At 58.1% G+C, this 21,959-nt stretch carries 21 protein-coding genes; 16 read left to right on the top strand and 5 right to left on the bottom strand.

Annotated elements, in window-relative coordinates; translation table 11 throughout:
• The first annotated feature begins 21 nt into the window (after window positions 1–21).
• The 6 genes from EKD05_RS15765 (at window position 22) to EKD05_RS15790 (ending at window position 7,959) form a co-directional block, all read left to right on the top strand.
• On the top strand, window positions 22–474 hold the full coding sequence (locus EKD05_RS15765) for a hypothetical protein (RefSeq protein WP_129674407.1): 453 nt from the start codon (window positions 22–24) through the stop codon (window positions 472–474).
• A gap of 64 nt (window positions 475–538) precedes the next feature.
• Window positions 539–2,287: a radical SAM protein gene (locus tag EKD05_RS15770; RefSeq protein ID WP_129674409.1), complete on the top strand. Its 1,749-nt coding sequence runs from the start codon at window positions 539–541 to the stop codon at window positions 2,285–2,287.
• A gap of 72 nt (window positions 2,288–2,359) precedes the next feature.
• Window positions 2,360–3,889 carry a glycosyltransferase family 39 protein gene (locus tag EKD05_RS15775; RefSeq protein ID WP_129674411.1) on the top strand — a complete coding sequence of 510 codons (1,530 nt, stop codon included), beginning with the start codon at window positions 2,360–2,362 and terminating at the stop codon, window positions 3,887–3,889.
• A 108-nt stretch (window positions 3,890–3,997) separates the two neighbouring features.
• The gene (locus EKD05_RS15780) at window positions 3,998–5,524 is read left to right on the top strand and encodes a hypothetical protein (RefSeq protein WP_129674413.1); all 1,527 of its coding nucleotides are present in this window, start codon (window positions 3,998–4,000) and stop codon (window positions 5,522–5,524) included.
• Window positions 5,525–6,751, top strand: a complete 1,227-nt coding sequence (locus EKD05_RS15785; RefSeq protein WP_129674415.1) for a glycosyltransferase family 4 protein — start codon at window positions 5,525–5,527, stop codon at window positions 6,749–6,751.
• Window positions 6,748–7,959: a glycosyltransferase gene (locus EKD05_RS15790; RefSeq protein ID WP_240695810.1), complete on the top strand. Its 1,212-nt coding sequence runs from the start codon at window positions 6,748–6,750 to the stop codon at window positions 7,957–7,959. Before EKD05_RS15785 ends, EKD05_RS15790 begins: the two co-directional genes overlap by 4 nt.
• Here the strand turns inward: EKD05_RS15790 and EKD05_RS15795 are convergent.
• Window positions 7,940–8,767, bottom strand: coding sequence for an alpha/beta fold hydrolase (locus tag EKD05_RS15795; protein WP_129674417.1), 828 nt, complete (start codon window positions 8,765–8,767; stop codon window positions 7,940–7,942). The two genes, EKD05_RS15790 and EKD05_RS15795, sit on opposite strands and share 20 nt — an antisense overlap.
• A gap of 274 nt (window positions 8,768–9,041) precedes the next feature.
• On the opposite strand from EKD05_RS15795, the gene EKD05_RS15800 reads away from it, so the two are divergent.
• From EKD05_RS15800 to EKD05_RS15830, 7 genes are all read left to right on the top strand, one after another.
• Window positions 9,042–9,797 carry a glycosyltransferase family 2 protein gene (locus tag EKD05_RS15800; RefSeq protein ID WP_129674419.1) on the top strand — a complete coding sequence of 252 codons (756 nt, stop codon included), beginning with the start codon at window positions 9,042–9,044 and terminating at the stop codon, window positions 9,795–9,797.
• A gap of 25 nt (window positions 9,798–9,822) precedes the next feature.
• On the top strand, window positions 9,823–10,272 hold the full coding sequence (locus EKD05_RS15805; RefSeq protein WP_129674421.1) for a multidrug efflux SMR transporter: 450 nt from the start codon (window positions 9,823–9,825) through the stop codon (window positions 10,270–10,272).
• A gap of 34 nt (window positions 10,273–10,306) precedes the next feature.
• Window positions 10,307–10,939 carry an SIS domain-containing protein gene (locus EKD05_RS15810; RefSeq protein ID WP_240695811.1) on the top strand — a complete coding sequence of 211 codons (633 nt, stop codon included), beginning with the start codon at window positions 10,307–10,309 and terminating at the stop codon, window positions 10,937–10,939.
• On the top strand, window positions 10,936–12,036 hold the full coding sequence (locus EKD05_RS15815; protein WP_129674423.1) for a DegT/DnrJ/EryC1/StrS aminotransferase family protein: 1,101 nt from the start codon (window positions 10,936–10,938) through the stop codon (window positions 12,034–12,036). The genes EKD05_RS15810 and EKD05_RS15815 overlap by 4 nt, the downstream gene beginning before the upstream one ends.
• 37 nt (window positions 12,037–12,073) lie before the next feature.
• Window positions 12,074–13,423 (top strand): NAD(P)/FAD-dependent oxidoreductase, encoded by a 1,350-nt coding sequence (locus EKD05_RS15820; protein ID WP_129674425.1) that lies wholly within the window; start codon window positions 12,074–12,076, stop codon window positions 13,421–13,423.
• Window positions 13,424–13,523: 100 nt separating this feature from the next.
• Window positions 13,524–14,999, top strand: a complete 1,476-nt coding sequence (locus EKD05_RS15825; RefSeq protein ID WP_129674427.1) for a sugar transferase — start codon at window positions 13,524–13,526, stop codon at window positions 14,997–14,999.
• 11 nt (window positions 15,000–15,010) lie between these two features.
• Window positions 15,011–16,036 (top strand): Gfo/Idh/MocA family protein, encoded by a 1,026-nt coding sequence (locus EKD05_RS15830; protein WP_129674429.1) that lies wholly within the window; start codon window positions 15,011–15,013, stop codon window positions 16,034–16,036.
• A 60-nt stretch (window positions 16,037–16,096) separates the two neighbouring features.
• On the opposite strand, the gene EKD05_RS15835 is transcribed toward EKD05_RS15830, so the two are convergent.
• Window positions 16,097–16,786: a response regulator transcription factor gene (locus EKD05_RS15835; RefSeq protein WP_129674431.1), complete on the bottom strand. Its 690-nt coding sequence runs from the start codon at window positions 16,784–16,786 to the stop codon at window positions 16,097–16,099.
• Window positions 16,787–17,511: 725 nt separating this feature from the next.
• Here EKD05_RS15835 and EKD05_RS15840 point away from each other — a divergent pair.
• On the top strand, window positions 17,512–17,961 hold the full coding sequence (locus tag EKD05_RS15840) for an Hsp20/alpha crystallin family protein (RefSeq protein ID WP_129674433.1): 450 nt from the start codon (window positions 17,512–17,514) through the stop codon (window positions 17,959–17,961).
• Window positions 17,962–18,363: 402 nt separating this feature from the next.
• A complete protein-coding gene (locus tag EKD05_RS15845; RefSeq protein WP_129674435.1) occupies window positions 18,364–18,720 on the top strand; it encodes a hypothetical protein in 357 nt (118 codons plus the stop codon).
• A 45-nt stretch (window positions 18,721–18,765) separates the two neighbouring features.
• On the opposite strand, the gene EKD05_RS15850 is transcribed toward EKD05_RS15845, so the two are convergent.
• Entirely contained in the window at window positions 18,766–19,734 is a 969-nt protein-coding gene (locus tag EKD05_RS15850) for a thiamine pyrophosphate-dependent dehydrogenase E1 component subunit alpha (RefSeq protein WP_240695812.1), read from the bottom strand.
• A 287-nt stretch (window positions 19,735–20,021) separates the two neighbouring features.
• Between EKD05_RS15850 and EKD05_RS15855 the strand changes: the two genes are divergently transcribed.
• Window positions 20,022–20,720: a hypothetical protein gene (locus EKD05_RS15855; protein ID WP_129674437.1), complete on the top strand. Its 699-nt coding sequence runs from the start codon at window positions 20,022–20,024 to the stop codon at window positions 20,718–20,720.
• A gap of 75 nt (window positions 20,721–20,795) precedes the next feature.
• On the opposite strand, the gene EKD05_RS27220 is transcribed toward EKD05_RS15855, so the two are convergent.
• The gene (locus EKD05_RS27220; protein WP_370374905.1) at window positions 20,796–21,359 is read right to left on the bottom strand and encodes a peroxiredoxin family protein; all 564 of its coding nucleotides are present in this window, start codon (window positions 21,357–21,359) and stop codon (window positions 20,796–20,798) included.
• Between the two features lie 22 nt (window positions 21,360–21,381).
• Complete coding sequence (locus EKD05_RS15865) at window positions 21,382–21,843, bottom strand: SRPBCC family protein (RefSeq protein WP_129674441.1); 462 nt, start codon at window positions 21,841–21,843, stop codon at window positions 21,382–21,384.
• Window positions 21,844–21,959: the final 116 nt, after the last annotated feature.

Raw genomic sequence — 21,959 nt, forward strand, 5'->3', positions numbered from 1 at the left:
CGTGCGAGGGAAAAGTTCGTCATGGATCAAGGTTTTGAGCAGTGGAGTGCCGCAAATCTGGGCCAGTGGCACTATGTGTTCGGCTATCTGATAGTGCTAGTCAGTCACAACTGGCCCATCATCCTGGCCGTGCTGCTCTTGATCATCTTTGGGCTACGCTTGTATGCCCAACCGACCCGCGCACGCGTCGCATGGTTATTCACGGCCTTTCTGCTGGGTCTGGTCTATGAATACGAAAAACATATCGCTGGAGAGTTGCATCAAGCAATTGACTTTCTCTTTAGTGTTGAAATCAGTGCATGGAACCGTCCCCTTCATCTGCTGGTGGGGCCAGGAATGAATGCTGTGTTGCTGATGGCTTTTTTCGCTATGCTCATCCAGGCGGTGCGACTCAGTTTCTTTTCACCAGAGCGTCAGCGCAAGACCGCACGCCGCCGTTCTTCCAACGAACATGTTCCCGCCGAAAGGCCATAAGCGCTTACATTGTAGCTATGTGATCAGCCGTACCGTCAGGTGCGATAAAAAGGAGTTTGAATTCATGAGTGAAGAGACGCAGTCGCAATCTGGCGAAAAACGCATGGCTCCAGGAGACAAAGCAACCGGCATCAAACTGGTCGCCCCCGCCCGCGCCAATGAGCGTTCGGGCGAGATCCGGTTTGTCGAGATGCCCCGCGAGCGCAACCCGCGCCTTGATGTGCTCGTCCTCAATCCGCCCTCACCCGATGGCGACCTCTTCCTGCGCGATATCGCGCGCGTTGGTCGTCGTACCCGTGATGGCATTATCTGGCCTCAGACCGCCCTGGCCCAGATCGGGGCCGTGGTGCAAGAGGCCGGCTATAGCGTTGATGTGATCGACGCCATTGGCCTCGGGATGACCTGGGAAGATTTCGAGCGCTATATGTGGAAGCATAAGCCCCGTTATATGGTCATCCACGCCACTGCGCCAACCCTGACCAATGATATGCGGACAACCTTTGTCGGCAAGGCCGTCGGCACGATCTCGATGGCGATTGGCACCCACGTGACGCCAATGACCCGCGAGACCCTAGAAACCTATCCGACCCTCGATGTCGTGGTGCGCGGTGAGCCCGAGATGACTATTGTTGATGTCATTCGCACCATTGATCGCCAGGTTGCCAGCGAGCATGCCGATGAGACCGTACCCGTCGGCAATGCCGATCTGACCGCACCATGGCGCAAGTTGCCCTTCCCTGATGCCTCGTACCTCACCACACGAGGGCGCTTCCTCGGCGTCTATCCGCAGGTGATCGCCCGTGCCCTCCGTGAGACGCTTGGCATTGGCTTCCGCGATGAGCACGGCGAGATCAAGATCAATCCTGACCGCCCGTTTATCGAGAACCTCGATAGCCTGCCTTTGCCCCTTCACCACAAGTTGCCCTGGCAGAAGTATAAGGTGCCGATTATCGGTGGACCCTATACCTTTGTGCTCACCAGCCGTGGTTGCCCCGCCGGTTGCCGCTACTGCATCAAGCACGTCACCTACCAGTCGAGCGTCCGCCACCGCAGCCCCGAACATGTGTTGCAAGAGATGGTGATGCTCAAAGAGATGGGCATGCACCATATTCACTTCGAGGCCGATCTCTTTACCGTCAAGAAGGAATTTGTCTACGATCTCTGCAATACCATCATCAAAGAAGGCCTCCAGTTGCGCTGGAGCTGCAATAGTCGCGTTGACTTCGTAGACGAAGAGCAGCTCAAGTTGATGCGCCGCGCAGGCTGTTTCTTGATTGCCTGGGGGCTCGAAAGTGGCAGCGAGGCGGTGCTCAAGCGGGCACGCAAGGGCACAACCGTCAAGCGCATCCAGGAGTCGATTGCCGCCAGTCATCGCGCCGGGATCAAGAACTGGGGCTATTTCATCGTCGGCCTCCCCGGTGAAACGGTTGAGACGATCCAGCAGACGATCACGCTCTCCAAGCAGTTGCCGCTCGACATTGCCCTCTTCCACATCGCGACCCCCTATCCAGGGACGCCCTTCTACTACGAGGCGGTCGAGAATGGCTGGATTGATATGAACCGCTGGGAAGATTACGATATGTACTCCCACACGGTGCTCAACTATCCGCACCTCAGCTCACAGGATCTCGAATACTGGGCCAAGCGCGCCGCCCGCGAATGGTCGCTGCGCCCCGAGCCAATCAAGACGTTCCTCAAGGGTGCCGCCAACCCCGACACCCTCGGGCAGCTCTGGACAATCGGTATCAACCACCTCAAGTGGATGAGCGGTGGCCTCGGCAATTCACGCCGCCTCTCTGGCTCAGGCGATTAGGCCTCTAGCACTAGTTTTGTTCGTTGCGTTTTGGTGGCTTGGCCCCCAAAACGCAACGAACAGCAGGATCATATGTCAAAGACACTCACTGCGCATGCGGCAAGCTCACCTCGGCTCAAGCTTCTGGCCCAACGCTGGGAGCAGATCGCCCTCGTGGCGCTTGTGATCCTGGTGCTGTTCCTGGCCTTCGTCAATCTGCCGTACGCCCCGCGTACCTGGTTCGATGAAGGGTCACATCTGCATGTGCCAAAAACTCTCGTCAACTACGGGGTCTATGCCGATATCAGCAGTGAGGGTTTTCGCTATTTTGGGCCGACGATTGGTGTCGGACCAACGGTGATGTTGCCCGTGGCCCTCGCCTTTCAACTCGGCGGGGTTGGGTTGGTGCAGGCTCGCCTGGTGATCGTGCTCTATATGGCGATCGCCCTGCTCGCCCTCTTTTTGCTGGCCCGTCGCCTCCACGGTTTGCGAATCGCCCTGCTCACCCTGGTGCTGATCCTCGCGTCACGCACGCTCCGCTTCGAGGGGATGGTTGAATATGGTCGCCAGGTGCTTGGCGAGGTACCAGGCATTGCCTTCCTGAGCCTCGGTCTGCTGGCGTATGTCCAGGGTATTCTGCGTCCCGCCCATGCGACCCGCTATGCACTGCTCGCCGGCGCAGCATTCGGCTTGGCCCTTGTCACCAAGAATCAGTTTGTCCTCATTGTCCCGCCTACCCTCGCCCTGCTGGCGCTGCTCGATTGGCGCTATTTCCGCGTTGGGAATTGGTGGCTGCGCCTCGCGCCACCGGCGATGGCGGTGGCTGCCTTTGGGGCCTGGATGGTCATTATGCTCACCTTCTTTGGTCCCGATGGCTTCGCGGCCAATTATGCCAAGACACGACAGGCTGCGGGCGGGGCGATCTTTGTCTTTGAATTTGAAGCCTCGCGCCGCGCCGTCGTCTATCTTATCCAGGTCTATGGCGGTTTGCTCATTCCCGGCTTGCTCTATAGCCTCTGGCGCTGCCGTCAGCGCACCCCACAGGCGCTCGCTGAACTCGCCCCGACGCTCATGGCCTGCCTCTGGATCGCCTGGTTCGTCGTTTCCCTCGGCTGGGCGCGCTACGCCTTCCCCGCTGTCATCCTCGGCAGCCTCGCCGTCGCTCGCCTTGCCGCCGATACGATCCAGATGCTGCACGCGCGTCGGCTCACTTGGCCCACCCGCGCCGCTGTCGCCTATCTGGGCTTGATCATCCTGATCCCGTTGAGCCTGACCATCCGCACCCTGCTCTCACCCGATGATAGCACCCATCGGATGGCTGCCTATCTCAATGCCAACATCCCTCAAAATATTGTGATCGAAACCTGGGAACCTGAGATCGGGGTGCTGAGCGATCACCGCTTCCATTATGTGCCCACTGAATTGCTCGACCCCGCCGTACGCCATGTCTGGAGCGGTGGCCCGCCGGTGGTCTACGACGGCCTTGACGCCCAACCACAGTATGTGCTTGCTGGACCATTCAGTGCCTATACCCAGATCTATCCATTAGAGATCCTCCAACGTGATTACACTGTGCGTTTTGTTGCCGAACCTTATGTCTTGCTCGAGCGTACCATACCCTAATGCAGTTTCGGGCGACCTGTTCGGGCATCAGCGCGACATCGACTGTGTCCAGATGTGCCGCGCCAAATCGACAATCGCAAATCTGCAATCACCCTAAGGAGTCGCCAGATGTCACAACGTGCGCTACATAGCTGGCTGATTGTAGCTCTACTCTTCGTCAGTTATCTCTATGTGCTGCCCCGCTGGTCGGATTGGAATCAGAATTCCCGGCTCAATCTGGTGCTCGCTGTCGTGGATGATGGTACCGTCAGCATTGATCGCTATGTTGCCAATACCGGCGATTATGCGCTCTACAATGGCCGTACCTACACCGATAAGCCACCGGGTCTCTCCTTCCTGGCGATCCCGTTCTATCTGGTGCTCAGTCCAGTGCTCGATCATCCCGCCATCGCAACACGGGCGCAAAGCCTCGGCGATGGGGCGGCCATGAGTACGACGCTCAACGAGGAAGGCTCAGGGTTGCGCGAAGACAAGGTGCATTATGCGCTAGTGCAGTACCTGATGACGGTGATCGTCGTCGCCCTGCCCGCTGCGATCCTCGGCGCACTGCTCTTTCTCGCTATGCGCGGCTCAGGCCTTTCACCTATTCCTGCCGCCCTGACGACCATCGCGTATGGACTGGGCACCGCCGCCGCGCCGTATGCAGGCAATTTTTATAGCCACCAACTCGTCGCAACGCTGCTCTTTGGGGCCTTCTGTGTCGCCTGGCGTCCGTGGGAACAGGCGCAGAACACGGCGACGCCACCCCGTGCTGGCTGGGCCTCTGGGGTGCTCTGCGGTCTGCTGCTTGGCTGGGCCGTCATTAGCGAGTATCCAAGCGTGCTGCCAGGTGCCGTGATCGGTCTCTATGCGCTCTGGCGCCAGGGCTGGCGCTGGCTACCTGCCCTGCTTCTCGGCGGCATTATTCCAGGTGCCCTTCTGATTACCTATGACCTGGTCGCCTTTGGTACCCCGTGGCCGATTGGCTATGCCCACTCGGCGCTCTGGCAAGATCAGCACCAGACCGGGTTTATGAGCCTGACCTACCCGCGCCCCGAGTCGCTCTGGGGTCTGGCGTTCAGCCCCTTCCGCGGCCTCTTCATTCGTGCCCCCTGGCTCTTGCTCGCGCTGCCCGGCTTTATGCTCTGGTGGCGTTCAGGCCGCCTACGCGCCGAGTGGTGGGTGACGATGCTCGCCGTCATCACGATGTACCTCTTCTATGGGTCGTCCATTATGTGGTGGGGCGGATTCGCCGCCGGGCCTCGTTACATTGTTCCGTTGATCCCCTTTCTTGCCCTGGGCGCTGGCTGGGCCGTCGAACGGGCGTTTGCCAGAACGACTACCCGCGTTGCCACAACGGGTCTGATCGTCCTGTCGGTCATCCTGACCTGGACAGAAGCCACCAGCGGGCAACTCTTCCCGCCCGATGATAATCGCAATCCGTGGCTGGCCTATGTGGTACCCGCCTGGCAACAGGGCGATATTGCCCGGAATCTCGGCATGGCCCTCGGTCTGCAAGGTGCGCTGAGCCTGCTGCCCCTCGTCGTCTTTGTCAGCCTTGGTCTGATCTTGCTCTTCCTTTCCCTTCGTCAGACTCGCCCCCGCTGGCCGGCCTTGGTGCCAACCGGCCACCGTAACCGTAGCGCCGAGGGCTAGATGCGCATCTTACTGCTGACCCAGATTCTGCCGTTCCCACCCGATAGCGGCCCAAAGGTCAAGACCTACCACCTGCTCCAGTCGCTTGCCCGCCATCACGAGGTGACGCTCGTCTCCCTCGTACGCTCTGAGGCCGAGGCCCAACGAGCCACTGCGTTGCGTGGCTTGTGTACCGAGGTGCATACGGTGCTGCTCAAACGCTCGCGCCTGCGCGATCTCGGCTACCTCGTCACGAGTAGCCTTGCGGGCGATTCGTTTCTGATGCGCCGCGATGCGTCGCCCGAACTGCACGCCCTGCTCGCTGAACTCACCCGTCGGCAGACGTTTGACATCATCCACGCCGATCAACTCAATATGGCACAATTTGCCGTCGATCTGCCCGGAGGGGCGCGGGTACTCGATGAACATAATGCCGTCTGGACGATTGTGCAGCGCATGGCCGAGCATAGCTCGCCTGCCCGCAGGATCGGCCTCGAAGTCGAAGCCCGCCGTCTGCGCCGCTACGAGGCTCGGCTCTGTGCGCGCTTTGATGGCTTGCTCACCGTCAGCGAGCCTGATCGCGCCTTCCTCCAGCTTGCCGCCGACGAAGCCGGGGTCACTCTCCCACCCACCGAAGTGATCCCAATTGCCGTCGATGCCCAGGGGCAGCCACCGGTCGCCCGCAAGCCCGATCCACAACTCATTCTGAGTATGGCGACCATGTTCTGGCCGCCCAATGTTGACGGCGTGCTCTGGTTTGCCCGCGAAGTCTATCCGCTGGTGCAACGCGCAGTGCCTGGGGTACGGTTTGCCGTGGTGGGGGCGCGACCACCCCAGTCGGTGCGCCGCCTCGCCGAAGAAGACCCCAGCATCGAAGTGACCGGGTATGTCGAAGATCCGCAGCCCTTCCTGGAACAGACCGCCGCCCTGATTGTGCCTGTTCGCGCCGGCGGGGGCATGCGGGTGAAGATCCTGGAGGCCCTGGCCCGTGGGTTGCCCATTGTCTCGACCACCATTGGCTATGAAGGCATTGCCCTGACCCCCGGCACCCATGTGCTGGTTGGCGACACACCCGCAACCTTTGCGCAGGCTCTCATCACCTTGTTATCTAACCCGGCGCAGGGTGAAGCCCTGGCCCGGGCAGGTCGCCAAGTCGCCGAAGCGGTCTACGATTGGCGCGTCGTCAATCCTCGCATCGAACTTCTCTACGAGGCCGCCCTCACCCAGGCTGCGGTGGGGAGACGATGATGCGCATCCTGATGGTCATCCCGTATGTTCCTTCGCCGATCCGCGTGCGCTCGTATCAGTTGTTGCGCCACCTAGCCCAACGCGGGCACCAGATCACCCTGATCTGCGCCGAAGATGGCCCCGACGATCAAGCAAACCTGGCAACGCTACGCCCCCTCTGTCCCACGATCCAGGTCATCACGATTGCGCGTCAGGCCCGCATCAAGGCCTACCTGCGGGCACTCGGCAGCGATCTGCCACTGCAGGCCGCCCATTGCCTCGTACCAGCCTTTATCGAAGCGATCAGAACAGAATTTCACTCGGGGCAACACGACGTGGTTCATATTGAACACCTGCGTGCCGCCGAAATCGCCCGCGTCGCCGCCGCTCAGGTACCCACACGACCACCAATGATCCTCGATGCAGTAGACAGCATCAGCCTACTCTTTGAACGTGCTGCTCGCTCTAGCCCCTCGCTACGCGCACGCACCATGGCTTTGCTCGATCTCGCCCGTACCAAACGCTACGAGGCCATCTGTGGGCAACACGTCGACCACATCATCATCACCTCGCCCGAAGATGCCTGGGCCTTGCAGACCTTGCGCGGTTCGCAGCCTCAGGGCGCACCAATTACGGTTGTCCCCAATGGCGTTGATCTGACCTATTTTCAACCATCCGAGGCAGAACGAGCGCCCGCTACCATCATCTTCAGTGGCAAAATGAGCTATCACGCCAACGAAGCCGCCGCACGCTTCCTCCTCGAGACCATCATGCCCCTCGTCTGGACACAACGCCCCGATGCCAAAGTCATCCTCGCCGGCGCCAACCCCGGCCCAGCCCTACGCGCCTATACCCGCAACCCACAAGTCACCGTCACCGGCTTTGTCCCCGACCTGCGCACCTATCTCGCCCACGCTACCGTGGCCGTGGCCCCCATGCGCTACGGCGTCGGCGTCCAAAACAAAGTCCTCGAAGCCATGGCAGCAGCTACACCCGTCGTCACAACCCGCCAGACCACCGTTGCCCTCACAGCGCGCCCCAACCACGAACTGCTTGTTGCCGATCATGCAGAGCAATTCGCCCAGGCCATCCTCACACTCCTGGCTGAACCATCCTATGCCCGAACCCTCGGAAACGCCGGACGAGCCTACGTCGAACAAGCCCACAACTGGGCTGCCAGCGCCATGCTGCTCGAAACCTGCTACGCTGTTACCCGAGCCCTTCGATAAAATTCGTAAGCGTCGCATTGAAGCGCTCGGCATGCTCCCAAAACATCATGTGCCCGCCAAAGGCTTCGGTCTTGACCAGAGCAAAGTTCCGGGCGAGGAAGGCGGTCGCCGTCTCCGCCCAGTGCTCGGCAACCACATAGAGCGTAGGCACAGCCTGCGCAAGCGTCTGCAATTCAGCCGAAAAGTCGCAGAACATGGCGTCGGCAAAGAGCGCACTGGCTAGGTAGTGCGGAGTGGTAAGCGACTGACGAACAATCCAATCCTGTTCAGCTGGACTCAAGGCACGCTGCACCATAACCTCGTTGGCGTAGTAGATGATGAAGTCGCGTTGACCCTGTGGCGAGCGCAAGAACGCTCGCCACGCCCCGGCAAGCTCATCAAGCGGCCCTTCGACCCAGTCGTCGCTGCTAACCGAAAGCGGCTTGGGCGACATATCAATGCCAACCACACCCTTCAGCGCACTCGTGCCAGCGTGTTGCACATACCCCAGCACATCCAGCGTACCAGTTGACCAGCCGACCAATACTGCGTCCCGCAGTTCGAGGCTAGCGAAGAGTTTCGCCAGATCGGCACCGTGGGTACTGTAATCGTTGCCCTGGAGCGTCTTCGACGAGCGGCCCTGGCTCCGCGGATCGACGACGATAACCCGGTGTGACCGTGCGAAATGGGCGACTTGATGTTCAAACACTTCCGTTGTAAACGTCCAGCCTGGCACAAAGACCAGTGGCGAGCCAGTACCGTATTCCTCATAGTAGATCTCAACGCCAGGGGCAACTTCCAAATAAGAGCCAACAGAAGCCGTCGTCATGGCATAGCCTCCCGTTAAAGGTTGTCATCATTTCGCATAGTTGGGTTTTGATTCTACCACATGCGGCAGCAGGGTGCATTAAATGGATTGTCAGCACAGCAGGTCTACAGATTTAATTGAATGTTACCTGTATCGTGCATACTCCATACACGAACTCCCTGTGGATTGTTCCAGGTAGTGTCAACGCAAAGACGCCAGTTCATTCGTGCCGTCTTTGACCTTCGCATGTGTTTGTGCTCAGATGCTCCCGCTTGATGAGGAGGGTTGGTGACCTATGGCAACATACGACCTCTCAGTCGTTATCCCCTGTTACAACGAGGCAGAAGGGATTGATGCAATGTACGAGCGCATCACTGCCGTCCTACCCATCTTGCAACAGCGGGGTAGCGTACAACTCGTGCTCGTAAATGACGGCAGCAGTGATCGGACAGGCGACCTCCTCACCCAGACTTTTGGTGAACTGCCGCATGTAACGATTGCGCACCACGAGCGCAATCAGGGCCTCGGGGTAGCCCTGCGCACCGGATTTGCCCACGCCGATGGTTCTATCATTGTCACCTGTGACAGCGACGGTACCTATCCCTTTGCCGAAATTCCCGCACTGCTCGATCGGTTGACCCCCGGGGTCGATATCGTGACCGCGTCACCCTATCATCCCGATGGCGGCATCGAAAATGTGCCCGCCTACCGTGTCACGATCAGCAAAAGTGCTTCGTTCTGCTATCGCCTCCTCATTGACTGGCGCATCCGTACCTACACCGCCCTCTTTCGCGCCTGCCGCCGTGAAGTCATTGAACGGATCAATACCCAGGCCAATGGCTTTTTGATGGTGACCGAGTTGCTGGTCGAAGCGATGCTCGCTGGGTATCGGGTCGTTGAGTATCCCGCTGTCCTGCGTGTGCGCCAGTATGGCCAGTCCAAAGCCAAAATTGTGCGGATTACAGGAACCCACCTGCGCTATATGACAGGCTTGTTGGGCCGCCGTACCCGTGGCCTGCTGGGGCAACCTTCGACCCCTGCGGCCCGTTAAGACCCTGTATTTTGAAAGGCTGCACATGCAAAAGCTCGATGAAGCGACCTTTGCGATGGCCCATACAAACGAGGCGGTCGCTGAACCGCGCCGTATTGGAGGATTAACGGTGAGTACCTGGATCCTGATTCTTGTCGCCACAGTAATGGGCATCGTTGGGCAGACGATGTTAAAGCACGGCATGACCCAGATGGGGGCCCTGACGGTGAGTTACGAAACCGTACCAAATATCGTCTGGCAGATCATTCGCTCGCCTTTTGTGGTTGGCGGCCTCATGATCTATGGGTTTGGGACGTTCTTCTGGCTCATTACGCTGTCACGGATTGACCTCAGCGTCGCCTACCCCCTTGTCAGCCTTAACCATGTCTTGCTCTTCTTTATCGGCTGGCTCATTCTGCGCGAGCATGTCACCCCTATGCGCGCAATGGGTGTGGCCGTCATCTGTCTTGGCATGATCCTCGTTGCTCGTTCCTGAGCATCCTTATGTAATTGAGAGAGAGAGAAACCCCTTGAACTACTTGCATCGTTATATTCAGCAGATTATGTACACGCTCGATCAGTTGCCTCAGCTGCCCCTACGGCGCATTGCTGATGCACTCTGGGCGACGTACGAACGCGATGGTACCATTATTGTCTGTGGCAATGGCGGCAGCGCTTCAACTGCGTCACACTTTGCCTGTGACCTGACCAAGTGGACAATCCGCGACGGCGCACGCCGCGTACGCTCGCTCGCGCTTACCGACAATATGGCCCTCTTGACCGCCTGGTCAAATGACCAGGGCTATGCCGATGTCTTTGTCGAGCAACTGCGCAGCCTCTACCGGCCTGGCGATCTTGTCTTTGCTATTTCGGGCAGCGGCAAGTCACCCAATGTGCTGCGTGCGATCCAATGGGCCAACGAGATGGGTGCATCAACCATCGGGCTCACCGGTTTTGATGGCGGGTTGCTCGACCACCTCGCGCAGACCACGCTGCACGTTGATAATCAGATGATGCCCCAGGTTGAAGATATTCATAGCACGGTGTGCCACGCGCTCGCCGTCAACCTCGGCTATCAGATCGAAGACATGCTGGCCCATACCCTCGAAGTGGCCCCCGCAGGGGTCTTGCTCGAGCGCGTCGTCGGCGGAGGAAGCTTATGATCCCGATCTCTCGCCCACTCCTTGGCCCCGAAGAAGAAGCCGCTGTGCTTGCTGTGTTACGCTCAGGGAAACTCGCCCAGGGGGAAGAAGTGGAACGGCTCGAACAAGGCTTCGCTGAGTTGTGCGGGGTGCGCCACGCGGTCGCTGTGACCAGTGGCACAACCGCCCTCTTTCTCGCCCTGCTCGCGCACGAGATCGGCCCCGACGATGAGGTCATCACCACGCCGTTTAGCTTTGTCGCAACGGCCAATAGCATCTTGATGACCGGCGCTCGCCCCGTTTTTGTTGATATCGATGAGGATTGTTTCAATCTCAATGTCCGCCAGATCGAGGCTGCGATTACGCCCCGTACTCGCGCCATTATGCCCGTCCATCTCTATGGGCATCCCGCCGAGATGGACGCGATTATGGTCATCGCGCGCCGCAATGGCCTCGCGGTGATTGAAGATGCCGCTCAGGCCGTCGGCGCTCGCTATCGCGGGCGCCCAACCGGTAATTTTAGTACGGCATGTTTCTCGCTCTATGCCACCAAGAATATTACCAGTGGCGAAGGTGGCATGATTACGACCGATGACGATGCTATCGCTGAAAAGCTTCGCCTCCTCCGTAATCACGGCAGCCGTGTCCGCTATTACCACGAGTGCCTTGGCTACAATTGCCGTATGACCGATCTCCACGCTGCGATCGGACGGGTGCAGCTTGGCAAGTGTGAGGCTTTTAACGCCCAGCGGATCGCCAATGCCCAGGTGCTCAACCAGATGATCGCGCATCCCCAGGTGATCAAGCCCCAGGTGCGTCCGGGCATTCACCACGTCTTCCATCAGTATACCGTCCGCATCCTTGGTGACCGCGATGCCGCTGCACAACAACTCGCCGCAGCTGGCGTCGGCACAGCGATTTTCTATCCGCTCACCATTCCGAATCAACCTGTCTATCGCGAGCTCGGCTATCAGGCTACCACACCCGTTGCCGACCGCGTTAGTAGCGAAATCCTGGCCCTACCGGTGCATCCCGGCCTGACACCTGATGAGGTTCATCAGATTGCGCGGGCGGTCAATGCCTTGCAGATTGAAGCCCCCTTCGTCCAGGCTGTCTGAGGATTGGGTATGCCCATTTATGTAGGGAGATGCGCTCATGGTTGATGTGATTGGCGGCGGTATTCTTGGCTTGACCCTGGCCTACGAGTTGCTCAAGCAAGGTCAGTCTGTACGCGTCTGGGAACGCTCGGCAACCCTCGGTGGGTTGATGGGGCGCACCTCGTTTCCAGAACTCGATAATATGAGTTGTGATCGTTATTATCATGCGATTTTGAATAGCGATCGTACGCTGATGGGGCTGATGGAAGAACTGAAGCTGCGTGATCGCCTGCAGATGGTTTCGACCAAAATGGGCTTTTATCACGATGGCCGCTCGTACCCGATGACGACGCCTCTCGAATTCCTGCGCTTTCCGCCACTTACGTTTGTGGATCGGGCCCGCCTCGCCTATACCATTCTTGCCTGTCGCCAGGTCAAAGATTGGCGCCAGCTCGAGCAGATGCCCGTCGCTGACTGGCTGACCGGGCTCAGCGGCGAACGTACCGTGCGCCATATCTGGGAGCCTTTGCTACGGGCCAAGTTTGATGGCGATTTTTCGCAGGTGCCAGCGACCTATATCTGGTCACGCCTCGTGCGCACAACTGATACCCGCAGCAAGGGCAAGGAGTTGATGTGCTATCTGCCCAACGGGTACCAGGAACTGGTCGATGCCCTCGCCAACGCTGTCCGCACCCGTGGGGGTACCATTACGACTGGCGCGACCGTTGACCAGATCCGCGTTGTCGGCGACCGCGTCGTTGGCCTGTCGGTCAATGGGCAGGAGCTGAGTAGTGACAAAACCGTTATTACGATGCAGACGCCGATCGCCCGCCGCCTCTTGCCACCTGAAGCAGCCAACGTCTCGGCCCGCTGGGGCCAACTCGAGGGCTACCTCGGCATTGTCTGTATGCTGCTCGTGATGCGGCGCTCGCTCACGCCCTACTATACCCTCAATATTACTGACCAGCGCATCCCCTTCACCGGTGTGATCGAAACAACCAACTTGATCGATCCTCGCGATGCCGGCGGCTACCATCTGGTCTATCTGCCGAAATATGTCGCCCCCGGTAGTCCCTATGCCCGTATGGGTGATGACGAGTTGCAGACAACCTTCCTTGGCTACCTGCGCCAGATGTTCCCTGACTTGCGCGATGATGATATCGCCGCCATCCGTATCGGGCGCGAGCGCTATGTCGAGCCCCTTCACCCTATCGGCGCAACCGATCTCATCCCACCTGTCGCCAGTTCCATTGCCGGGCTCTATCTCGCCAATACGGGGCAGATCTATCCGCAATTGACCAACGGCGAATCGGTGTGTGCCTTTGCCCGTGGCGTCGCCGCCCGCGTCGCCGGCCAGCAGATCAACGCATCGACCGTCGGCGCAATCGCCCTGACGGCGGCATCCTAACTCAGGCAAGTCGTTCACACACTGCCTAGCCCGCGAAGTCAAGCTTCGCAAACAAGAGTCGATGGTTGAAGGAATAATGCAGCAAAGCAAAGAGGTTTCTATGAGCAGCCCGACCATTGACCGCGTCGCACGAAAAGGCCTTCAGAACGATCCCCGTATCTCGGGTGACCGTTGGCCGGTGATGCTCACGATCCTGGCCATTGGCGATATGCTTGCGGTGATCGCAGCCTTTATGCTGGCTTATCTGCTGCGCTTTTATACCAACTGGCCGATCTTCAACGAAGGCTCGAATGAGCCCCATTTTTACGCAACCTTGATGGTCGCCCTCGTGCCATCGTGGATTGCCCTCTTTGCGCTCTATGGCCTCTACAAGCCGCACTATCTCGGTGGGGGCACCCAGGAGTACACCAAAGTCTTTAATGCCTGTACGCTCGGGATGGTGCTGGTGATCATTCTCACGTTCCTCGTCCCCGATGTCGTGGTCGCCCGCGCCTGGCTCTTGCTCGCCTGGCTTGCGTCAGTCAGTTTCACGATCCTCTGGCGCTTCAGTGCCCGCCGTGGCATATACCGGATGCGGCACCAGGGCTGGCTCACCGAGCGTGTCGTTGTGCTCGGGGCCAACGCCGAGGGCCGCGCCGTGGCAACGCAACTCAAGGCCGCGCCCATCGCAGGCTCCCATATCGTGGGCTTTGTCGACGATGAACTGGATGTCGGTACCGAAGTCTTGCCTGATGTCTATGTCCTCGGTAGTAGTACGACGTTCCAACAGGTTGTCCTCCAGCATCGCGCCGATGCGGTCATTATCGCTGATACCAATCTGGTGCGCGAACGCATGTCCCTCGTCCAGGGGGCAATCGAAACCCTCAGTCAACTGAATGTGCATCTCTCACCAGGGCTTTTTGATCTCCTTACTATTGGGGTCCAGGTGCGCGAGCAGGCGAATGTGCCCCTGCTTACGCTCAACAAGACCCGCATTACGGGCCTGCACGCCTTCAGCAAGGCGATCCTCGATCGCGGCGGTGCCCTGGCCGCCTTGATCATCTTTAGTCCACTGCTGCTGCTCATTGCCCTGCTCGTTCGGCTCGATAGCCCAGGCCCGCTTATTCATCGCCGCCGCGTGATGGGCGCAGGCAACCGTAGCTTCGATGCCTTCAAGTTCCGCAGCATGTACGTTGATGGCAATACCCGTCTGACCCCTGAACAAAAGCAGGAATTGGCGACCAGTGGCAAGCTCAAAGAAGATCCACGCGTAACCCGCCTTGGTCATTTTTTGCGCCGCACCAGCCTCGATGAATTGCCCCAACTCGTCAATGTCTTGCTTGGTCAGATGAGCCTGGTTGGTCCCCGCATGATCACCCAGGACGAACTGCACCACTTCGGACGCTGGCAGCACAATCTTTTGATGGTGCGCCCCGGGCTCACCGGTCTCTGGCAGATCAGTGGCCGCAGCAATCTTGGCTACGAAGACCGCGTTCGTCTTGATATGCACTATATCCGCAATTACTCGATCTGGCTCGATCTCTACATTGTTTTCCGTACAATCCCGATTGTCCTCAACGGACACGGTGCTTACTAAAGGAGGGTGGGATGACGAGACGACTGCGCGCTGGGGTGATCGGTGTGGGAAGTATGGGGCGCAATCATGCCCGCGCCTACGCAGGCATGGAAGAAGTTGACCTCGTAGCCGTGTGCGATACCAGCACCGAAATCGTAAGTAAGGTTGCCCACACCTATCGATGTGCCGCCTATACCGATTTCCGGTTGATGCTTGCACAGATGGATCTCGACCTCGTTTCCATTGTTGTCCCGACCAAGCACCACTATCGCGTTGCCGCTGAGGTGATTGATTATGGTGTGTCCGTCTTGATCGAAAAACCAATCGCTGCCACGGTCGAAGAGGGCTATGCCCTCGTTGACGCCGCCCGCCGCCGCGGTGTCACCCTCACCGTCGGCCATATCGAGCGCTTCAACCCTGCGATCATCTCCCTCAAAGAACAAATTGATGACCACGAAATTGGCAATGTCTTCCAGATCTCGGCCCGCCGGGTCGGCCCCTTTCCCGCCCGCATTGAAGATGTTGGCGTCGTGATTGACTTGGCAACCCACGAGGTCGATATTCTCAACTATCTCATCGGATCACCAATTGTGCGTATGCACGTCGAACTCCATCGCCATGTCCATCAGACGCACGAGGATATGCTGTCCGCCGTGCTGCGTTTTGAAAATGGGGTGGTCGGGATGCTCGATATTAATTGGTTGACCCCGACCAAGATCCGTGAATTGAGTGTGGTGGGTGAACGAGGGATGTTTGTCGCGAATTATCTGACCCAGGATCTCACCTTCTACGAGAATGACTCCTGTCAGGGCAAGGCCTGGCCCGAACTGGCGCTGATCGGCGTCAGCGAAGGCCGTAGCATTCGCCAAAAGGTGCAGCGCCGCGAGCCGCTCGTTGAAGAACTTCGCAGCTTCTGCGAAGCCGTGCGCACCGGTAATCCGCCCGTCGTTAGCGGCGAAGCCGGTATTGCCGCCCTCGCCATCGCCAACCAGATCATCGCCGCAGGCAATGCCGAACGCAATCAGCCTGGCCTGCTCGAACGTGCCGTAGGCATGTAAAAAACGGGCGCACGCGGTCAACCGCGTGCGCCCGTTTCTTTCGCTCAAAACGTGTTTGTGCTATGGATGATAACTGTACCCAAGATCCCGCACCCGCACAATGTGCTTGGGCTTCACAGGATTGGGTTCGATCTTGCGACGCAATCGCCCGATGTAGACCGGCACAAGATTGCTCTCGGTGATGTCTTCCATCCCCCAGATCTTCTGGAGCAACTGGCGTGAACTCAAGACACAACGGGCATTCTGCACAAGATAATAGAGCAGTTGAAATTCTCGCTCGGTCAGCAACTCTTCGCGATTGTCGCCAATCACGACCCGGCGCTGTACGGGATCAAGCCGCAACTGGCCGACCGAGATTGGCTGGTAGGTTGAAAAGAGCCGGATGCTTTCATCACCATAGCGGCGCATCACTGCTTCAATCCGCGCTAATAACTCGTGTGGATTATATGGCGTGGGCAAGACATCGTCCGCGCCCATCTTCAATGCCATCACTCGTTCGGCAACGGGGCAGTTTTCAGCTGTGTAAATGATCGGGATGTGATATTGTGAACGCAATTTCTGGCAAAGACTCGCACCCCCAATATCGGGGCAATGCTCATCAAGTAGAATCAAATCAATGCTGCCACGATCAAGAATGTGTTCGGCCTGATATGCGTTGGCCGCATGCTCGACACTGTACCCTACTTCCTCTAGCAAGAAGCGGGTCATTTTTGCCTGCATCAACTCACCACTGGCAATTAAAATACGCACGGTTGTCCCCCTGAATCTGCCTCTATAATCAGACACTTAACAGCTCTCGGTGAACTTGCGTCAGATCAGATTGCTCGCTATGATGACAGCAAGGCTGTGCCTAGATGTGACGTTCTGCCTCGAAACTACGTCCCGTAGCACTTGCGCTCGGATAAAATCTCTCGACTTGGCTTGATATCCTGTACGTAGTATGGTATATCTCTGCACTAGACATGTCAACCCTTTGGAAAAGTTAAAACTCTTCTGAAGGGGTAGGCAAGGGGGGCAAGATAAATGTCTTTTCATTCGTAGTTAAATATATTTAACGAGTTAGCCTGCACTCCTGCTGGCCTGCCAGTCACCACGTTTTCGCATCAGAACGCGCTAAAACGCTCTATTCTTCAAGCAAGACCTTCAGGCTATGCTTAAAATAGCGTTGTGATTGTATCCTTGGATGTATGCTCAGCCAAGCCTGAAACAACCCGAACGAATGATCTTTCGGTCAAGATAACAATTTACTCATACCTCCGGATTGCCTCTTTACTTTTGCTCGACACAAGCCAGAGTTTGAGGCTGCGCCCCATGCGCAAGCAAGGCAAGCACACGCTAACATCGCTCTAATGTCCCACCGATACTCATCTAACACTCGTAGCCTATAGTAAGCACAACAAACTTATCTATCGTCCTTGCCCAACTGGATAAGCGAACAAACAAAAGATAATAAAACAATGCGAAGGAGGTTACCTATGGCTACGTTGACTCGGTGGGATCCTGTGCAAGAGGCTGTGACCCTGCGTGAGGCGATGAACCGCCTGTTTGAAGAGAGTGTTGTGCCCGGGGTAGTTGCCCGTGCTGGCAATGGCGGCACCTTCGTGATGCACCTGGATCTGAGTGAGACGGCCGATGCCTATTTCGTCGAGGCCGCTGTGCCTGGGATGAAGGCTGAGGATCTCGCGATTACCTTCGAGAATGGCGTGTTAAGCTTGAGTGGTGAGATCAAGCAGAGCGAAGCGAGCAAAGAGCGCAATTACCATCGCATCGAGCGTCGCTATGGCCGTTTTACCCGCAGCATTACCCTGCCAACAACCGTACGCGGCGATCATATCACCGCTAACCTCGAGAACGGTGTGCTCCACCTCAACATCCCCAAGGCCGAAGAGGTCAAGCCACGCCGCATTAGCATCAGCGTCAACTAGGCAACAAGCACAAGCCAACGGGTGTAGGGCCGCAAGGCTCCTACACCTCAAAGGGTTTCACCTGCTCTGAGCATGGCTGCCTGATGAAGTACGGGCACCCCTCGCGGGTGCCCCTATCAGGCCCGGCGGCACCCGCCAACAATGGGGCACCCGCCAGGGGTGCCCCTCCAGGGCCCGGCCCGGCGTACGGGCACCCCTCGCGGGCACCCCGCCCGGCCCGACGTACGGGCACCCCTCCAGGCCCGGCGTACGGGCACCCCTCGCGGGTGCCCTGGCGGGGTGCATACACGGAAGATGCAATTGCCCTAAGCGAGGGGCGAGCCTTGCTCGCCCCTCGCTTGTGCCATCCCTCCCTACATGCGGTATCATAAGGACAGTCGCGTGTATCACCCGGAGAACCCTATGAATCCACAGCAACAAGAGGCTTTGCTCTATCTACGCCGTTTGCTCGAAACACCCGAGAGTGACCCCGCCGAGATCGCTGGTAGCTACGTGACCGTAATTAGTGAACAGTTACTCGAGTTTGCGGCCCAATCGTACAAGCGTGATGGCATCGGGGTCATCGAGATTGACCTGCGTGGCATTGATCTCCGCACCGCCACCGGCACCGCCCCCATCGCCTACTATCCCGCCGATGCGGGCTCAGATGAGTGGCCCCCCAATCTCGAAGCAATTCTCAATGACTACGATCCCGCCCGCGAAGCGGTGGTTCTGCTCTTCCAGGATCGAGCCATACCTCAAATCTTTGTCCTTGGCTAGGCTTCATGATGCCTAGGAAGGCGATGCATCAGACGCAAAGCCTTCTTAGGCATATACGCCTTCGCGCACCTCCGCCCCATCGGGATACGGTGATGCTTCCGCAAACGCCTGCGCATCGTCGAGTTCGGCCTCAATCCGGGCCAATATTTCCGCCAAACGCGCATCATCGAGCAGGCCCTGCTCCCGTAACGTGGCCTCAAAGCGCATAATGGGATCGCGCTCGGCCCACGTTTGCAGCAATTCGTTGGGCACATAGGCCATATTGTCGTGAATCGCGTGCCCGCGCATCCGCATCGTCTTGCCTTCGATCAGCGTCGGTCCACCCCCATCCCGCGCCCGCTCAACCGCCGCATGCACGACTGCATAAACCGCCTCAAAATCGTTGCCATCAACAATTTGCCCCGGCATACTATAACCCGCTGCCCGCTCGGCAATATGCTCGATCCGCATCTGCCGCGCTAGCGGCGTCGAGTAGGCGTACTGGTTGTTCTCACAGATAAAAACTACCGGCACCTGAAAGACCGAGGCCCAGTTGAGCGCCTCATGCGCCACACCTTGACTCGCGCTGCCATCACCAAAAAAAGCCATCGCAACCCGTGGCTCGCCTTTCAGCTTGAAGGCATGGGCAACCCCAACAGTAACCGGGGTCGAGGCAGGCAGGTGGCTGATAAAACCGATGAGCCCTAGACTCAAATCACCCATCCCATGCAGATTCGCATCACGCCCCCGACTTACCCCGGTACTCCGCCCAAGAAACTGCGCCACAATCCGCCGTGGCGTCAACCCACGCACCAGGTACGTGCCAAGATCACGGTGCATCGGCGCACAGACATCGTCAGGCCCAAGCGCCATCCCCGCCGCGACACTCAACGCCTCGTGCCCGATTTGCGAGAAGTAACCCCCGACAATCTTGCTCTGCTTGTGCAAAAAGGTTCCCCGGTCATCCAACGCCCGCGTCAGTCGCATCCAATAGTGCGCTTCAATCAGCTTGTCAGCCGTAAGTTCCATATGCATCGTCGCTCCCTCACTCACACCGCCGGGTCGGCCCGGTTCGCCTCCCTCTATTGTAGGCCCACACGACGCTTTCTGCCAATCCGCCCTAACCCCGCGATACCCTCCAACCAGGGTGGGAGCGAAGGCGTCCCACCCTCACTCCCACCCTGGTTGTCAATTCTCCCTCCTTCTTCCAGATCTCTTCACCAGATTCTCCCGACTCTGTACTACCATCAACTTGCAGAATCGTGTGACATATATACAATAGAACGCACGTAGAAGGTGTCTGCCACGAAGGAGCGGAGACGATGCAAGATCAATACACAGTGATGCTAGCCTTGCAGGACTACATGACGGTTATCTTTTCGGCTATCGGTCTGATCATTTTGACCCGTATGATGATGCAGATGGATCGTTCAATTGGGCGCATGGCAACCATCGGTGCCATCTTGATCGTGCTCGGTGGGCTCCTCAAAGCCTCAGGCAAGCTGATCATTTCGGCCACTGGCACCGAGATTGGCTGGATGTACCATGGTCTTTTCCCCATGATCGCCCCTGGTTTTACGATCTTCGGCTGGTCGCTCTATCAGGTTCGGCGCATGCTTCGCGAACAGCCCCCCCTCAAACGCCCCTGGATGGTACCCGCGATTGTGATCGGGCTCTTTGCTGTCTTCTCCGTCGTTATTGGTCAAGCTGGCGGTCCGTGGCGCGTGCCCTTGATTTTGCTGGCCTCGATTGGCAACATCGGGATGCTCGTCATGCTCATGCTGGCCGCCTGGGGCCGCAAAATGTGGACAACTGGCGCACTCTTTCTGACCACGATGCTTGTGGTGCTGCTGATGTCCCAGATGGCCAATATGACCTTTAACACGATCGCCATGGTGTGGTTCGAGCAGATCAGTCAGAGCATCGCCCAGGCCCTCTTCGCCCTCGGCGCATGGCAGTATAGCCAGGCCATCGAGACCACCTACATTCGCCGTATGGTCGTCAGCCCGGCCGGTTTTTAAACCTTCCCTTTTTCTCCTTGTCTGTGCGCAGCAAAAAAGCCAGCTATGCTGGCTTTTTTGCTGCGCACAAAATAACTACTTCCCAAACAACTGATCCAGGATCGAGAGCAGTGTCTCCGGTGTCGGCGGCGTAAAAACGACCGAGAGCGGGGCAACCCAACTCCATCGAATGATCCCCTCGGCATCAAGCACAAACGTCCCCGGCAACGGCACCCCCATCGCCGAACCCATGCCGTACCGATGAAAGACCGACCAGTCGCCATCACTCAACACCGGGTACGGGGCATTCAGCGTCTCAGCCACAAAGCTCGTCATCTCAAGCTCGGTGCTGCTTACGACCAGCAATTCAGCCCCCCGCGCAACGAATTCACCGTGAGCTTCCCGCAAAGCATCCAGCTGCGGCGCACAGTGCGGTCAGAAGAAACGATCACTCACAATCCGTGACAGATTCAACACCACCGGACGACCGCGCAGCGCACTCAACGTGATCGTTCGCCCATACTCAATTTGTAGTTCACCCTCAGGACCTGAGACCATCTTTGCGTACGGGAGGGTGAAATCAGGTGCCATTTCACCAACCTGCGGTACTCCTTTGGGGCCACGGGGCTGAATGAATTCCCGGCGCCATTTGCCGGTCATCGGAATAAACGGACGTGCCATCCTATCCTCCTTGCTCTTCGCAGACCTGCTTGAGCCGTTGCATCTGCACCCGCGCATCCCATCCCATCAGCGGCCCCACCGTCGCCGGCCAGACCACATCAATCACCGGGACGCGCAGTTGATATTCAATGCGATTTTGAATCAATGTATGCTCAGGGTTTTGCTGCGGCATCCAATGCCACGCATCAAAACCTTCCCAAAACCCATCAAACGCCCACAGGATCAGCCCAGGCCGACGCTCGTGTACAACATACGAAGCCTGCAACAAACGTCCAAGCCCACTCAACGTCAACTGCCACCGTGTCCCCTGGTCAAACGTCCAGACCCCATCCACCGGCTCAAAGCGCACCGCCCCAGACATCCAACGCAACATCGGGTCGCGCTCAGTCATCACTGCTTCAACCCGCCCCATCGGCGCACGCACAACCACAAACTCTTCCAACAAATGCGTTCGCTCTATCATACCATCCCATCACTATCTTTATTTCTTTTTGCATCCTCTTACACCCAGTATACCCCCAAATCTGTGCATTGTCCACCTTTTGCACAGCCCCCCCCGTACGGGCACGGCTTGCCCGT

The organism is Candidatus Chloroploca sp. Khr17, from assembly GCF_004138165.1.
Taxonomy (GTDB): domain Bacteria; phylum Chloroflexota; class Chloroflexia; order Chloroflexales; family Chloroflexaceae; genus Chloroploca.

What these genes read in the sequence shown, in the direction of transcription:
- EKD05_RS15840 (WP_129674433.1), top strand. Translation starts at nt 17,512, where the DNA reads ATGGCTACGTTGACTCGGTGGGATCCTGTGCAAGAGGCTGTGACCCTG.
- EKD05_RS15790 (WP_240695810.1), top strand. Translation starts at nt 6,748, where the DNA reads ATGATGCGCATCCTGATGGTCATCCCGTATGTTCCTTCGCCGATCCGC.
- EKD05_RS15850 (WP_240695812.1), bottom strand. Translation starts at nt 19,734, where the DNA reads ATGCATATGGAACTTACGGCTGACAAGCTGATTGAAGCGCACTATTGG.
- EKD05_RS15770 (WP_129674409.1), top strand. Translation starts at nt 539, where the DNA reads ATGAGTGAAGAGACGCAGTCGCAATCTGGCGAAAAACGCATGGCTCCA.
- EKD05_RS15820 (WP_129674425.1), top strand. Translation starts at nt 12,074, where the DNA reads ATGGTTGATGTGATTGGCGGCGGTATTCTTGGCTTGACCCTGGCCTAC.
- EKD05_RS15865 (WP_129674441.1), bottom strand. Translation starts at nt 21,843, where the DNA reads ATGATAGAGCGAACGCATTTGTTGGAAGAGTTTGTGGTTGTGCGTGCG.
- EKD05_RS15825 (WP_129674427.1), top strand. Translation starts at nt 13,524, where the DNA reads ATGAGCAGCCCGACCATTGACCGCGTCGCACGAAAAGGCCTTCAGAAC.
- EKD05_RS15795 (WP_129674417.1), bottom strand. Translation starts at nt 8,767, where the DNA reads ATGACGACGGCTTCTGTTGGCTCTTATTTGGAAGTTGCCCCTGGCGTT.
- EKD05_RS15805 (WP_129674421.1), top strand. Translation starts at nt 9,823, where the DNA reads ATGCAAAAGCTCGATGAAGCGACCTTTGCGATGGCCCATACAAACGAG.
- EKD05_RS15830 (WP_129674429.1), top strand. Translation starts at nt 15,011, where the DNA reads ATGACGAGACGACTGCGCGCTGGGGTGATCGGTGTGGGAAGTATGGGG.
- EKD05_RS15785 (WP_129674415.1), top strand. Translation starts at nt 5,525, where the DNA reads ATGCGCATCTTACTGCTGACCCAGATTCTGCCGTTCCCACCCGATAGC.
- EKD05_RS15780 (WP_129674413.1), top strand. Translation starts at nt 3,998, where the DNA reads ATGTCACAACGTGCGCTACATAGCTGGCTGATTGTAGCTCTACTCTTC.
- EKD05_RS15845 (WP_129674435.1), top strand. Translation starts at nt 18,364, where the DNA reads ATGAATCCACAGCAACAAGAGGCTTTGCTCTATCTACGCCGTTTGCTC.
- EKD05_RS15855 (WP_129674437.1), top strand. Translation starts at nt 20,022, where the DNA reads ATGCAAGATCAATACACAGTGATGCTAGCCTTGCAGGACTACATGACG.
- EKD05_RS15800 (WP_129674419.1), top strand. Translation starts at nt 9,042, where the DNA reads ATGGCAACATACGACCTCTCAGTCGTTATCCCCTGTTACAACGAGGCA.
- EKD05_RS15775 (WP_129674411.1), top strand. Translation starts at nt 2,360, where the DNA reads ATGTCAAAGACACTCACTGCGCATGCGGCAAGCTCACCTCGGCTCAAG.
- EKD05_RS15815 (WP_129674423.1), top strand. Translation starts at nt 10,936, where the DNA reads ATGATCCCGATCTCTCGCCCACTCCTTGGCCCCGAAGAAGAAGCCGCT.
- EKD05_RS15765 (WP_129674407.1), top strand. Translation starts at nt 22, where the DNA reads ATGGATCAAGGTTTTGAGCAGTGGAGTGCCGCAAATCTGGGCCAGTGG.